This window comes from Mesorhizobium sp. B2-5-3 (assembly GCF_006441005.1).
Lineage (GTDB): Bacteria > Pseudomonadota > Alphaproteobacteria > Rhizobiales > Rhizobiaceae > Mesorhizobium.
Window position 1 is genome coordinate 52151 of sequence record NZ_VFUS01000020.1, and the last position, 12848, is coordinate 64998.

The 12848-nt window shown below is 60.8% G+C and carries 14 protein-coding genes; 4 read left to right on the forward strand and 10 right to left on the reverse strand.

The window, feature by feature from the left end; translation table 11 throughout:
* The first annotated feature begins 2 nt into the window (after positions 1-2).
* A complete protein-coding gene (gene glf, locus FJ867_RS28160; protein ID WP_140819190.1) occupies positions 3-1145 on the forward strand; it encodes a UDP-galactopyranose mutase in 1143 nt (380 codons plus the stop codon).
* A 73-nt stretch (positions 1146-1218) separates the two neighbouring features.
* On the opposite strand, the gene FJ867_RS28165 is transcribed toward glf, so the two are convergent.
* Positions 1219-2295, reverse strand: coding sequence for a beta-glucosidase (locus FJ867_RS28165; RefSeq protein WP_140819192.1), 1077 nt, complete (start codon positions 2293-2295; stop codon positions 1219-1221).
* Between the two features lie 496 nt (positions 2296-2791).
* On the opposite strand from FJ867_RS28165, the gene FJ867_RS28170 reads away from it, so the two are divergent.
* Together FJ867_RS28170 and FJ867_RS28175 are read left to right on the forward strand one after the other, a co-directional pair.
* The gene (locus FJ867_RS28170; protein ID WP_140819194.1) at positions 2792-3634 is read left to right on the forward strand and encodes an SIR2 family protein; all 843 of its coding nucleotides are present in this window, start codon (positions 2792-2794) and stop codon (positions 3632-3634) included.
* 195 nt (positions 3635-3829) lie between these two features.
* On the forward strand, positions 3830-4711 hold the full coding sequence (locus tag FJ867_RS28175; protein WP_140819196.1) for a manganese catalase family protein: 882 nt from the start codon (positions 3830-3832) through the stop codon (positions 4709-4711).
* 159 nt (positions 4712-4870) lie between these two features.
* Here the strand turns inward: FJ867_RS28175 and FJ867_RS28180 are convergent, their stop codons facing one another.
* The 9 genes from FJ867_RS28180 to FJ867_RS28220 all read right to left on the reverse strand — a co-directional run bounded on the left by FJ867_RS28180 (position 4871) and on the right by FJ867_RS28220 (position 11150).
* Positions 4871-5350: a DUF2269 family protein gene (locus FJ867_RS28180; RefSeq protein ID WP_140819198.1), complete on the reverse strand. Its 480-nt coding sequence runs from the start codon at positions 5348-5350 to the stop codon at positions 4871-4873.
* On the reverse strand, positions 5350-6636 hold the full coding sequence (locus tag FJ867_RS28185) for an SDR family oxidoreductase (RefSeq protein WP_140819200.1): 1287 nt from the start codon (positions 6634-6636) through the stop codon (positions 5350-5352). Before FJ867_RS28185 ends, FJ867_RS28180 begins: the two co-directional genes overlap by 1 nt.
* A complete protein-coding gene (locus tag FJ867_RS28190) occupies positions 6633-6971 on the reverse strand; it encodes a hypothetical protein (RefSeq protein WP_140880281.1) in 339 nt (112 codons plus the stop codon). Before FJ867_RS28190 ends, FJ867_RS28185 begins: the two co-directional genes overlap by 4 nt.
* A 49-nt stretch (positions 6972-7020) precedes the next feature.
* Positions 7021-7539 carry a ferritin-like domain-containing protein gene (locus FJ867_RS28195; RefSeq protein ID WP_140501426.1) on the reverse strand — a complete coding sequence of 173 codons (519 nt, stop codon included), beginning with the start codon at positions 7537-7539 and terminating at the stop codon, positions 7021-7023.
* 285 nt (positions 7540-7824) lie between these two features.
* On the reverse strand, positions 7825-8742 hold the full coding sequence (locus tag FJ867_RS28200) for an NAD(P)/FAD-dependent oxidoreductase (RefSeq protein WP_224519009.1): 918 nt from the start codon (positions 8740-8742) through the stop codon (positions 7825-7827).
* Positions 8743-8825: 83 nt separating this feature from the next.
* Positions 8826-9170, reverse strand: coding sequence for a SemiSWEET transporter (locus FJ867_RS28205; protein WP_224519010.1), 345 nt, complete (start codon positions 9168-9170; stop codon positions 8826-8828).
* Between the two features lie 53 nt (positions 9171-9223).
* Positions 9224-10141 carry a hypothetical protein gene (locus FJ867_RS28210; RefSeq protein ID WP_140819204.1) on the reverse strand — a complete coding sequence of 306 codons (918 nt, stop codon included), beginning with the start codon at positions 10139-10141 and terminating at the stop codon, positions 9224-9226.
* A complete protein-coding gene (locus FJ867_RS28215) occupies positions 10138-10533 on the reverse strand; it encodes a phage holin family protein (RefSeq protein ID WP_140819206.1) in 396 nt (131 codons plus the stop codon). Before FJ867_RS28215 ends, FJ867_RS28210 begins: the two co-directional genes overlap by 4 nt.
* A 41-nt stretch (positions 10534-10574) precedes the next feature.
* Positions 10575-11150 (reverse strand): hypothetical protein, encoded by a 576-nt coding sequence (locus FJ867_RS28220; RefSeq protein ID WP_140819208.1) that lies wholly within the window; start codon positions 11148-11150, stop codon positions 10575-10577.
* Positions 11151-11665: 515 nt separating this feature from the next.
* Between FJ867_RS28220 and FJ867_RS28225 the strand changes: the two genes are divergently transcribed.
* A complete protein-coding gene (locus FJ867_RS28225) occupies positions 11666-12700 on the forward strand; it encodes an alpha/beta hydrolase (protein ID WP_181168463.1) in 1035 nt (344 codons plus the stop codon).
* The last annotated feature ends 148 nt before the right edge of the window (positions 12701-12848 follow it).

Here is a 12848-nt window from a genome sequence, read left to right on the forward strand (position 1 = left end):
CGATGTTCGACTGGCTGATCGTCGGAGCCGGCTTTGCCGGCAGCGTGCTTGCCGAGCGCATTGCATCGCAACGCCGCGAAAGTATCCTGCTCATAGACCGCAGAAATCATGTCGGCGGCAACGCCTATGACTGCTACGACGAAGCGGGACTCCTGATCCATCGCTATGGTCCCCACATCTTCCACACCAACGCGCAATCCATCGTCGACTATCTGTCGCAGTTCACGGCGTGGCGGCCCTACGAACATCGCGTCCTGTCTTCGGTGGACGGCAAACTGCTGCCCATCCCGATCAATCTCGACACAATCAATCGTCTTTACGGACTTGATCTCACCTCCGACCAACTGGAAGACTTCTTCGCTTCGCGACGCGAAACGGTGGAGGAGGTCCGAACCGCCGAAGACGTGGTGGTCAGCACCGTGGGCAGGGAACTCTACGAAAAATTCTTCCGCGGTTATACCCGTAAACAATGGGGCGTGGATCCGTCTCAACTGAGCAAGTCCGTAACGGCACGGGTGCCGACCCGCACCACCCGCGACGACCGCTATTTTGGCGACACGTTCCAGAACATGCCCGCCGGTGGCTATACGCGGATGTTCGAGCGGATGCTGGACAGGCCTGAAATCAAGGTGATGCTGCAGACCGACTATGGCGAGATACGCGAGAAGATCGGCTTTCGGCAGCTGATCTATACCGGGCCGATTGACGAATATTTTGATTGGAGGCTCGGCCGTCTGCCTTACCGTTCCTTGCGGTTCGACCATGTGACAGTGGATTGCGAACAATTCCAGCCAGTGGCGGTGGTGAACTATCCGCAGACGGAAAACTACACCCGCGTCACGGAGTATAAGCATCTGACAGGCCAACGGCATCCGAAAACCAGCCTCACCTACGAATACCCGACCGATATAGGCGATCCCTATTATCCTGTTCCGAGAGCCGAGAACGAGGAGCTGTACAAACGCTACGAGGCAATGGCGGACGCCTGCCCAAACGTCTGGTTCGTTGGACGGCTAGCGACCTACCGTTATTACAACATGGATCAAGTGGTGGGTCAGGCCTTGGCCACATTCGCGAGGATACAAAAGACCCTGCCGGCCTCGGCTTCTTTGGAGGCGCCGACATTTGCTGTGCTCGCGCCGTAACTATTTGCCGGACGAAGCCGAACGCGATGCCGTTCTACCCGACAGGCCCATGCTGCACGCGTGATGGCCGGGCTTACGCGAACAGAAGGCGCTGGCGCGCCAGCTCGTCCGCAACTGGCTGCCGGATGCTGCGCGAACCATCCGCGTGCACGGTAGAAAACAAGCCGACTTCGGCGTGGCGGGAATTGTCCCAACCCGGATAGGCTGTCACGGGATAAATGCAAATGCCTTGGATGGGGACGCCCAGCTCCATCGCGGCGCGGACCTCATCGCAGACGTAATGCAGCCATGCTGGCCCGGCGGATCCTTCGGACCCGGTTTCAGCAATGAACATCGGCTTGCGGAACCTGTGAGCGACCTCGAGCAACATCTCGGACAGCGCCCGATATTCATGGTGGCCCATGGGAATGGTCGGACCGTTTAGATACCACTGGTTGTGAGGATAAAAGTTCAGGCCAATCACGTCGACAAGATCTTGGCTGCCGCCCAGTTCAGGCTCGACCTGTCCCATCAGCATATCATACGCCTCGAACTGACCTCGCCGGGCGTTCTGCGCGCGTTGCCGTTCCGCTCGGCTACCGTCGCGAGGCGCGATATGGATCAGCGGCTCAGCCCAGACGAATCGACAGTCGGGGTCGGCCTGTCGCATTGCACGGATGCCCGCGACCGCTGCCTTGACGAGATGCCGTTTGAACCATCCGCGCTTCTTTGGGCCGACACGCGGGAAGTAGCCGACTTCGACGGCCCAGGCAAAGAACGAGATTTCGTTGATTGGACAAAGCAGCGGAGAGGTGCCCGTGAAGGAGCGATGGAACCGCACGGCCTCCGCGGCAAAAGCGGCGTATGAATCGATGAATTCCTGCGATCCCTGATCGATGTGATCGGGCGACCCGTAATGAAAAACATCCCAGATCACCTGCACGCCAACGGCACGAGCCGCTTCGATCATGGCCGCCCAACTCGACCAGTCATAGATGCCCGGCGCCGTTTCGATCAGGTGCCAGCGCAACCCGTCTCGGATCGTTCGAAGCCCGAGCTCGGCACAGCTCCGGTAGTCCGCCAAGGCATGGATGTTGTGCGAGGTAGCGCGAACAAGATCGAGCCGGACACCGTCGTTCCGCCTGTGGGAGGAACATTCAAAGCCGGCCATGAAGAAGCTTTCGAAGGTTCGGCCGACCGCTCGGTGTTGACCACCGTCTACCACATCCTGGACCGGGCCGGATCGTTCGGTGGGGGCCGGCCTAGCCATCATGCTCTCTCGCGGGTCTGGCGATTTGCCCGTACCTCGTTACAGTTCACGGTGCAACGCGATTCGTCGACAGGATCGGCTTCAGGATGCCGACTGGCGCGAGCCTCTGCTTGGCTTCCGTCCTGCTCGTCCATGCCGCGCTTGGCTGTCTGCGGCCAGGCGAGCCTACCCGAGTGTGCCGGCTCCTTGATTGTCATTGATGCATTTCTCCGCTGGCGATCGGCGCCGGAGCTAAACCGCGAGCACAATGCTTTGTTCCGACTGCGCCCCTTACGAACCCCATGCGGACGATTGTTCCCCGGCGCGTCGCAAACCCCACGGCGGGTCACCGCCGGCACGAGAATGGAACCGGCGACCGTCCCGGTAGTTGGGATGATTATCGGTCGGAGGTTTGTCCATGCTTTCCCCCATCGAGCAGCTCGCGCGTTCCGTCAGGGAGCGGCGCGCGATCCTGTTCGTTGGGGCTGGCGTGTCAATGAGTGTCGGCCTGCCCTCCTGGCGTAAGCTCATCGATCATCTGGTCGAGGACCTGGGCATCGATCACGGCATCGTCGCGCCGTCGGACGTCAGCTACCAGACGCTGGCGGAGTTCTACCGGTTGAAGCGGGGCGCCATCGGACCGCTGCGAAGCTGGATGGATCGGCACTGGAGTGTCTCGCGTGAGAAAGTGAGATGTTCGGAGATCCATCGCCTGATCGTGGAACTAGACTTCCCGATCATCTACACGACCAACTACGATCGCAATCTCGAGGTCGCCTTCGAAGTCCATAGCCGCGACTACGTGAAGGTGGCAAACGCAAAAGACATCGCCAAGGCAAGCAACGGCGTCACCCAGATCGTCAAATACCACGGCGACTTCGACGACGACTCCTCACTCATTCTGGCCGAGACGGACTATTTCGACCGGCTGTCCTTCGATTCACCCCTGGATGTGAAATTCCGCGCGGATGCATTGGGGCGGACGATCCTTTTCATCGGCTACAGCATGTCGGATATGAACATCCGCCTGCTTTTGCACCGCCTGTGGCAGACTTGGAGGCTGTCGGGCTACGAGGACGACCGCCCCAGATCGTTCATATTCATGCCTAGCCCGAACGTGGTCCAGGAAGCGGTGCTGGGTCGATGGGGCATAGAAATGTTGAGCGAAGAGGCGGCCCAGCCTGAACAAGCGCTAGCAGCGTTCCTGTCCAAGCTCCTTCACACCATCACCGGCGATGAACCGGAGACCAAGGCGTCCTGAGGGCGACGGTGAAGGCGGTCACCGTCGCGGTTCGCTTCATCGTGGTCTTGCGCCAAACAATCGCGCCCTGCCGAAGCGGATTGCACACATTGCGCGCACGCGCGTACAACTCGACATGGTCAGGATAAATACTGTCGAACAGAAGGAACATCTTGTTCTGCGGTCGGTTGGGCGAGATCAACGGAGAAACATGAGATGTTTTACACCGACAAGAAATTGCAATTCCCTGTGCGCGTGGAAACGCCCAGCCCGATCTTCGCTCGCGCCTTGCAGCAGGCGATCGGGGGCGTCGAAGGCGAGATACGAGTTGCGCTGCAGTACTTCTTCCAGGCCTGGGGGGCGCGCGGCCCAAGCAAGTACCGGGACCTGCTGCTGAACACCGCCACTGAGGAACTCGCCCACATCGAGATGCTCGCGACGGCCGTGGCGTTGAATCTGGAAGGGGCGCCGCTGTCTTTGCAAGAAGACATTTCAGCCGATACGATCGGCGGCTCCGTGTTGAACGGCATGAACTTCCGCCACATCCTTTCCACCGGACTCGCGGCATTGCCGGAAAATTCAAACGGCGTGCCCTTCAGCGCTTCACACGTCTACGCCAGCGGCAATCTCGCCGCCGACATGATGGCCAATGTCACGGCGGAAAGCAGTGGCAGGGTGCTAGCCACACGCCTCTACAATATGACCGACGATCCTGGCATGAGAGAGATGCTGTCATTCCTGATCGCCCGCGACACGATGCACCAGCAGCAATGGCTAGCAGCCATCGAGGATATGGGTGGGCTCGCGACCTCGCTGCCGGTTCCAAACTCCTTCCCCCAGGAACAGGAACTTCGCGACGTCAGCTATGCATTCGTCAACTGTTTCGTCGACGGCGTGCCGCCGCCCGAGGGCCGTTGGTCGAGCGGCAAATCCATTGACGGCAACGGAGAGTTCACGACCGTCCCGGGCCAGCCGATGGGTGAGGAACCCATGCTTGGCTCCCCCCGCGCGGACAGCGGAGCACAGAGCGAACAGATCGGTTCTGCCAAAGGCTCCAGTCGCGCCAGGGGGTCGGACGGCAACCGCGCTCGCGCCTAGTGACACCTTCCAGCCCGGGGCTGACGCCAACGCTTTCTCCCGTGCCGCCAATCCCGGGGGAAAGCACTCTATGGCGTCGCGCCTCTGCTCAGGGTGAAGTAGCCGTATTGGCGGAACTCACCTGCTGCCCATCACTTGGCCAGCGAACCATCGTCACCGTCAATCGAACAAATCGATGAGGGGACGCGTGATCATGAGCCAGAAGATGGCGAGCACGGCGGCGAAGGCTGGGAAGCCGAAGACAAACCACAACCGAAACAGCTTGTTGTATCGCTCCGGCGGCGGGTCGCCAGATGTGGCGGCGCGCGCCACCAGATTGCGCATCTCCATCTGCATCCAAACAACCGGCAGCCAGAACAGGCCGGTCACGATATAAAGCACAATCGACAGCACGATCCATCCTTCCCTCAGTGAATAGCCAGCCTGCCAGGCAAGGGCTACCCCGGTGATCGGCTGCGCGACGACGGCAGTCGCGGTAAAGAGGAAATCAGCGACAACCACGATGCGGGCAACTGCCGCGATCGTTGCGGCATTGCCGGTCCGGTGGGCAAGGAGCATGAAGAAGGCGATCCCCGCCCCTGTCCCAAGCAGCACGGCTGCGCCGATGACGTGCAGATATTTGATTACGAAATAAAGCATCAGCGCTCATCCAGGATCGCCAGGGCAACGAAGTGCAAGACGAGGATCGGCAGGATCTTCATCAGCGGGCCGAGTGACTCGTTCCAGAGATCCGGGCGCAGGATGGTGCCGGCGATGGCGTAGGACAGCGAGATCGCGATCGCACCCCAAAGACCCGGGCGGCTTGTCGGCCGGAAGGCAATTAGCGCGCCGACAGCCGCGTCGGCGATTGCACCGGCCACGACCGCGGCCTCGGCGTGGGGCGCCACCGCAGTGCCGATCAGCAGTTCGACGCCATTACGCCAGCCTGTCGTGAGCGAGATGATGCCGGTCATGATCCAGAAGAATGGCAGCACAACGAAGATCGCCGGCTTGATGAAATAGAGCCCGGCAAACCATCGCTCCTGGACCGTTGCCGGGTCGGCCGCAAGTGCTGATGCGAGGCTTGCCGGGTGAATGCCTGTCGTCGCGATCCAAGGCTGCGGATCACCGACAGCGCCTCGAGTGATTTCTTTTTGCGCATTGCTGCGGATCGGCGGTCGCCAGCCGAGCCATCCAGCCAGATCGCCCAGACGATAGAGGCCTCTCGCCGCCCAGCCAGGCACGGTGAATACGGTCGCCTTTTTCCATCCGAACCACTGGCGGTAACGACTGATGAGCTCTGTCATGGTGAGTGCCTCCGGCCCCGCAAGTTCCAGCGTCAAGCGAGTAGGACTCGCGGGCTGGAGGAAGAAAAGAACAGTGGAGACAATGTCATCGAGCTGAACGACTTGCAGGCGACCGGTATCAGGCATGGCGGGCAACAATGGTAGTGCGGCCAGCCCACGCAACAATGCGCTTGCGCCAAAGACGCCGCGCCCCAGCACCACCGAGGGACGCAGGATCACCCAGCCGATATCGAGCGCCATCAATGCCTTGTCGCCGGCCAGCTTGCTGGCGGAGAAGGCGGACGGCTGATCGCGGTCGACACCGATCGCCGAGAAGTGGATGACCGTCTTGATGCCGGCCCGTTCGCAGGCCCTGAAGAGAGCGGAAGCGGCGAAGGCATGGACCTCCTGAACCTTTTCCCGCGCGTTGTCCTGCAGAACGCCGGCGCAGTTCACGACGGCATCGACGCCTGAAAGAGGGGAAGACCAGTCCTCCGGTCGGACCGCCTTCGTCATATCCACGATGACGTCCGAATTCTTCGGAAAGCCCGCAGGTCGGGCGCGGCGGAGCACGCGCCGTACTTCGTGTCCCTCCGCTTCCAGGCGCGCGCATAGTGAGGCGCCTATCAAACCCGTAGCGCCGGTGACGAGGATCTTCATCCCTGGAGCCCGGCCTGCACCGGCGCTCGAGTCTGGGGTGCCCTGTTTGCCGGCCCGGAAAGAACCACGCCTTGTTTGTCGAAGCCGGATCCGCGGCAGGACCAGTACCATGTCCGGTCGACCGGGTTCCAACCGTCGATGCAGCCGGCAATCGAACCGTCTGCCGCCTCGCTGATAGCGAGTTGCTCGCCATCATGGTTGATCACCCGGCCGTCGCCTGGGTCGATCTCATCGATCTCAACAGCTTTGGTGCGACGTTCGGACAGGAGCTGTCTTTTGCTCGACGCCGGTTCCGCGGACATAGGCGCGGCCGCTGCTTGGTCAAGCGCCATCAATTGCCGGACATCCATGACGGACCTCCTCGGCGTGATCCAGTGCGGATATCTAGGCCGCCTTTTGCATCGCTCTCTCGTTCACACCGGCCTCCCCGAGTTGCGTCAGTGCTTCATCGGTCGCCTTCTCCTCCTTGAGCGACTGTTCGAGCAGCGGAACGGCGTTTTTCAGCCCAAGCAAACCGGCCCAGGTGATCAGCGTTCCATATCGGGCGATCTCATAATGCTCGACGGCTTGCGCGGCGGCCACGAGCCCGGCATCCAGGGCTGGAGCCTGTTGAAAGTCCTCCAGGATCTCCTGCCCTTCTTCTATGATGCCGTCGATTGCCGGGCAGGTCTTTCCCTGTGCCCGCTTGCCGAAGATCTCGAACACCTGCTGCAGGCGCTCGATCTGGCCTTCCGTCTCACCTCGATGCTTCTCAAAGGCAGCAATCACCTTTTCGGATTCAGCTCCCTTCGCCATCTTCTTCAAGGCGGAAAGGATTTTGCGCTCAGCGTAGTAGATATCCTTCAAGCCGTCGTGGAAGAGATCCTCAAGTCCCTTTGTCTGCGAAGCTTTCTTGGTTGCCATCCTCATCTCCTGCTTGAAAGCGCGCCGGGCGGCACCCCGTTCAAACGAGGCGGCCCCTTGTTTGTTCCGCCGTTTTTCCCCAGCAGACGCCGGCACCCCGTCGGTTGCGAATAAGCGGCATCGACGGCAGTGCCTGAATGCGCACACAATTGGTGTTGTCTCGTCAATGCCGCATTGAGGCTCTTACGGCGCCAATGAGGCACCAGGATGCCGGGGAAGCGACGAATATCCCCGCGAGGGCTGCGCCACGCGCCATCCTGTACGACTGAACGAGGGCGGACCTGTTCACTCGTTTTGCGCAAGATAGCTGTGCATATCGGTTGCGGCGATCGCCGCGTGTCCGAAGGCGACCGCGACTTGGTTGATTTCGTCAACCACATCGCCTGCGGCGTAGAGGCCCGCAATTGCGGTTCGCTGGCGCGAATCCACGACAAGATTGCCGATTTCGTCACATTCCGCGCCGAGGTTGGTGGCCAGCTTCGATCGCATCGTGCAGCCCAATGCGGGATAGATGGTATCGAAAGACAGCGTGTTTCCGGCAACGAGCCTGACGGTCGCCTGATGGCCGGCAGAGCGGATCGAGCCCGGGAGGCACGCGTGCACCTTGATTCCAGCCTTTTTGAGCAAGGCGTCGGCGGCGGGGTCGAATCGAGTTGTCGTCTCGACCAACATGGTGACGTCACTTGTGTAGCTTCGCATAAACAACGCCTTCTTCATTGCGTGATCTGCCGGGCCCATCACCGCAACCCGTCCGTCGATGACCTCGTAGGCGTCACAGATCGGACACAGCCGCAACGTGCCGGCCTTGATCATATCGGCGGCGTCGGGCGTGTCTGGAAGCGTATCGACAATACCGGTGGCCATGAGCACCGCGCGAGCCCGAATGGGAACCGATGCCGTGGCGATGAAATCGGTCCCACCCCGCTTAATGTCGTGGATCGTATCGTCCACGAGATCGACTCCGCTCAGCAGTGCCTGCTGCCGCAGACGATCAAGCAGCTCAACACCGGCAATACCGTCAGGAAACCCGGGACAGTTGTGGGTTACCGGTATCCACTTTGCGCGGCTTTGGCCGGCGTCCACAAGGACGATCCGGCGCCGAAAACGCCCCAGGTAGGTCGCGGCGGTCAGGCCGGCTGGTCCGCCGCCGACGACCAGGCAGTCGTATGATTCGCCAGGACGGATTTCATCGTCTGAAACCACAAGAGAACTCCCGACATGAGCGCGTCATTCCTGGCTGCCACCGCTGAGCGCCTCGTAAACCTCAGAACGCACCCAAACGAAGATCATCGCTCAGTCCTCGAGGCAGCGGGATCCAGCACGTCCGCGACCGCGTCCTTCTTCGCGCGAGGAAGGACCGTCATCAGAAGAATGAATGCCGAGAGAACGAGACAGGCGGCGTTTGTGATGATGAGCGGCCACTCGCCTTTCATGGACCCGAAGATGAGCCAGAGGGCGAAGCCTGCTGCCGTAATCGCATACATAGGCGCGGAGATACTGCCCGTGTCGCGCGTCTTTATGATCTTCCAGGCTTGCGGCGTAAAGCTCACCATTGAACATAGTGCCGCGAGATAGCCGACCAGTGTCTCAGTTTCCATGCAATCAAACCGTCGGCGCGCGGTTTTGTTCACGACGGGTGTCTCTAAGTTCAACTTGACCGCTGCCCTGGCACCCTGCAGATGGCTTAGAGCTTGGCCGTGGAGGACTGATCCGATTCGGGAAGTCGATCTCGAACCGCCTTTTCGGTAGTTTTTGCGGTGGCCTTGACGACCTCACCGACCTTACCGGCTAACGTGTCGGCGGTGCCGCTCGAGCCCTGCCGGTCCGCCTCGCTCTTGACTGTCTCGTAAGCTTCGGCAGCGATCTCTTTCGCTTGCTCCACGCTGTCCTCTAAAGCACTGTTGGCGCTGCCAAGTAATTTGTCGCGGTAGCCGCCGAGTTGCTCGTCTTCCATGGTTGTGCGAGGCAGAAGCACGCCTATAGCCGTACCCGCCGCCAGGCCGAGGACGGCAAGTGCCAGTGGTTCGCGCTCAAATAGTTCCTGCGCGGTTCGACTCGCCTGCACAGCCATATCACTCGCACTGGAGCCAAGCTGCCCCACGGTGTTTACAACCTTATCCTTGGTCTCGCCAGCCGCAGTTGCGGCCGCTTCGCTTGCATTGCTCGCAATCGAGCCAGCGGTACCGCCGGCATCCGAGAGCATCTCTGCGACCGCCGATGGTCCACCATTGGGGATCTCTTGTCCGGAACTCGGCCCTTCCGCAGCCCCCGTCACATCGCTGACCCCGAACGTCCCCCCATCCGTGTCGGCCTGATTGTTGACAGCCTGGGTTGCAGGAGAGCCACCCGCCGAAGCACCGCTGCCAAGCATCAGCCAAGCCAGGCCGGTCCCAACCAGCATCAGGGCCAAAGGGTTGTCGCTGACTTGGGTCTGGAATCTGCTGAGGGCGGCGGTCCCTGCGCCGCCAGCAAACAACCCGGTGAATTCGTCGATCAACTGACCGGGTGTCATTTTGCTGCGGATGGATTCGGCGGTATCGACGACCGCTGCGCGGGCAATCTCGGCTTCGCGTTCGAGTTCGGCTGCCGATTTCTCGCTCATCTCGTTTGTCCTTTGATCACACGCGCATCACTGTTGAGTTGTTCTTGTGTGCGGTCAGGAGCCAATCCGGAAGGCGCAATGCCGGCCATTCCCGTGCGAAGGAGAATCACCCCCAGGATCGCCACGACGACACCGACGAGCAGCGAGGCCCACCCGGCCCCCAGACCCGCCTTAGCCAAAGCGATCACGAGCGCTTGGAGCAGTACCACCAGCGATGCCAGCAAGCACACGGCACCGCCTACGACTTCGACCGCGCCGTGCCCGGCTTTGCTGACGTTTTCGGATATTTCGGCCCGCAGAAGCCTTGTTTCGGTCTGTAGCAGGGTCGTCACTTGCTGTGTAAGGTCGCTCACAAGGCTCGCGAGACTGCGGCCGTCCTGATCGTTGTTCATCGGTCATGCTCCGTGCTCGGCCAAGAAAGTGGCTGCATTCGTTATGACGTGAGGTCGTCCCGTGGAGAGCTGCCTGTGGTCTTCGGGCGCGTTACAGTCTTTGGGGCGCCACTGCTTTTCAGCCGACCGTCCGCTTCGCTCGAATCAGCGGGTGGCGAGCTTTTGATGAAGCGTCCCAGAGCCAAACCGGCGAGAACCGACCCGGCGATAAGCACTCCAGAGTTTTCGCGCCCTAAGGACCTGACCTCGCCTAAGACTTGTTCGACTGGTTTGTCCCGCAAAGAGGACGAGAGGCGCTCCAGCCCGCCAGCGGCAGTAAGCACGAACTTCGAAACGGTGGCTTGATCGCTGTTGGCCAGATGCTCACTTGCTGCCCGCAACGCGCCCCCAAAAGCGGCTAAGCTCGCGCTCATGTCGCGCTGCGTTTCCTGCGCCTTCCCTGACAAAGCCTCCTGCGCTTCCGACGCGTACTCGCCAGATTTGCTGACGACTTCGTCACTGGCGTCGTGAATCAACCGGGTGGCATTTTGGGTTTCTTCCTGGAGCCGGTCGGAGAGCTCGCTCTTTGCCGTATCGAAATCGGATGCTGGACGTCCTGGATCGCCTTCGCGTTGCATAATGGCTCCTAGTGAAAACCGAGGAAGGAGAGAATTGCCAGCACGACGACAACGAGACCTATGAGATAAATGACGCTGTTCACGGCCTGACTTCTCCATTTTCGTCGAAAGCAAACACGCTGAACCGCGCGATGTTCCATCAGCCAAAACTTTTTTAGCTCCCTTAGATTTACAGACCCCCTGCGTGGGTTGATCGTGCGAGTTGAACGCGAGCACGTCGCCATATTTGGAGCCCAAGGGTTACTCGTCACCGGTGCTCTTTTGGCTATCCAGTCTGTGGAAACGGCTGGCAAGACTAACGCCTCCCCCGGCTGTCATTCGACCTTCCGCGGGCTCAATCTCGAGGAGCCCTAGGCCGAGGTACGCCCGTAGTCTCGTTCGAAGGTCAGGCGATCAGGCGCCGGAACAACCCTGTGGCGTCTCGGTTCGGGTGGCGAAAAATGGTGAGCCTTTGGGGTGCGACGTCCCAGCGGCGATTCGCCAGTCGCCTCAACCTATGCAAGGAGCACGGCAGCTTGTCTTTCCGGTTTCAATTCTCACTGAAACGATCATCACGCGTCTGGGTCGGCGGCCTGGTTGCGGCGGTGGCCTTGCTAGCGTTGAACAATCGAGCGGCGACCAAGCAAGCGCTTTCCATCCGCGCGAAAGGAAGGACCATAGAGGTCGACGGTGTCCGCCTTCGATATGTCGAGGCTGGAAGCGGCAGGGACCTAGTTCTCCTGCACGGGAACGGTTCCGCCGCTGAGGATTTTCAAACCAGCGGCCTAGTAGACAAGGCAGCCAAGCGTTATCGCGTCATTGTCTTCGACCGTCCAGGATTTGGCGGCAGTACACGACCGCGCGATCGCCTGTGGACCGCCGCGACCCAAGCGGATCTGCTCCGGAGCGCCACGCAGAGGATCGGGGCAGACAATCCTATCGTTCTTGGCCATTCCTGGGGGGCATCGGTCGCCCTCCAGTGGGCGGCCCGGTATCCGGACGAGATTGGTGGCGCGGTTCTCCTCTCCGGCTATCATTTCCCTTCCCCCAGGTTCGATGCCCTGCTTGCCGCCCTGCCGGCACTGCCGATCGTGGGAATCATTATCTGCCACACCGTCCTGCCGCCCGTCGTCAGGCTGATCTGGCCCGTGTTGATGCGCCGCCTGTTCAGGCCGCAACTTGTCCCGCCAGAGTTTTCCGAGGCCTTGCGAGGTCTGGTCACTGCACCGTCTCACCTGCGAACGACTGCGGCGGAGTCTGGTCTCCTAATCCCCGTTGCCGCATTAGCTCCCAAGACCGCAGGGAGGACAAACGCGCCGATAGGTATCATGGCCGGCGAAGCCGACAGCCTGCTCGACACCAGCTATCATTCGCAACGCCTGCACAGGGCCTTACCGGGCTCGATGATACGCATCGTTGCAGGTGCGGGTCACATGGTTCATCATGCAGCGCCGCATCTTGTGCTGGAGATGGTGGACAGCATCGCGGCTGCCGGATCGCCGTCACCTGAAAAAGCTTCACACTCTGCTCCTGACTCGAGCGGAAGCCTCGAGCCCGACCGGCCAATCTGAACAGCGCGGCGTTCAGATGGCGCGACTATGCCGATTTGCGTCCGGCTTTGGCTTTGGGGCGGTCCTTGATCCCTTCCTTGGCGAGACTCTTGCGGAGAACCGACGCCAGATCGATAACGTTCTCCTTGGGCGGGGGCACCGGTTTGGG

Excerpts from the sequence above, each read along its gene's own strand:
- FJ867_RS28170 (WP_140819194.1), top strand. The coding sequence starts at position 2,792 with ATGCTTTCCCCCATCGAGCAGCTCGCGCGTTCCGTCAGGGAGCGGCGC.
- FJ867_RS28165 (WP_140819192.1), bottom strand. The coding sequence starts at position 2,295 with ATGGCCGGCTTTGAATGTTCCTCCCACAGGCGGAACGACGGTGTCCGG.
- glf (WP_140819190.1), top strand. The coding sequence starts at position 3 with ATGTTCGACTGGCTGATCGTCGGAGCCGGCTTTGCCGGCAGCGTGCTT.
- FJ867_RS28180 (WP_140819198.1), bottom strand. The coding sequence starts at position 5,350 with ATGCTTTATTTCGTAATCAAATATCTGCACGTCATCGGCGCAGCCGTG.
- FJ867_RS28220 (WP_140819208.1), bottom strand. The coding sequence starts at position 11,150 with ATGCAACGCGAAGGCGATCCAGGACGTCCAGCATCCGATTTCGATACG.
- FJ867_RS28215 (WP_140819206.1), bottom strand. The coding sequence starts at position 10,533 with ATGAACAACGATCAGGACGGCCGCAGTCTCGCGAGCCTTGTGAGCGAC.
- FJ867_RS28210 (WP_140819204.1), bottom strand. The coding sequence starts at position 10,141 with ATGAGCGAGAAATCGGCAGCCGAACTCGAACGCGAAGCCGAGATTGCC.
- FJ867_RS28185 (WP_140819200.1), bottom strand. The coding sequence starts at position 6,636 with ATGAAGATCCTCGTCACCGGCGCTACGGGTTTGATAGGCGCCTCACTA.
- FJ867_RS28175 (WP_140819196.1), top strand. The coding sequence starts at position 3,830 with ATGTTTTACACCGACAAGAAATTGCAATTCCCTGTGCGCGTGGAAACG.
- FJ867_RS28195 (WP_140501426.1), bottom strand. The coding sequence starts at position 7,539 with ATGGCAACCAAGAAAGCTTCGCAGACAAAGGGACTTGAGGATCTCTTC.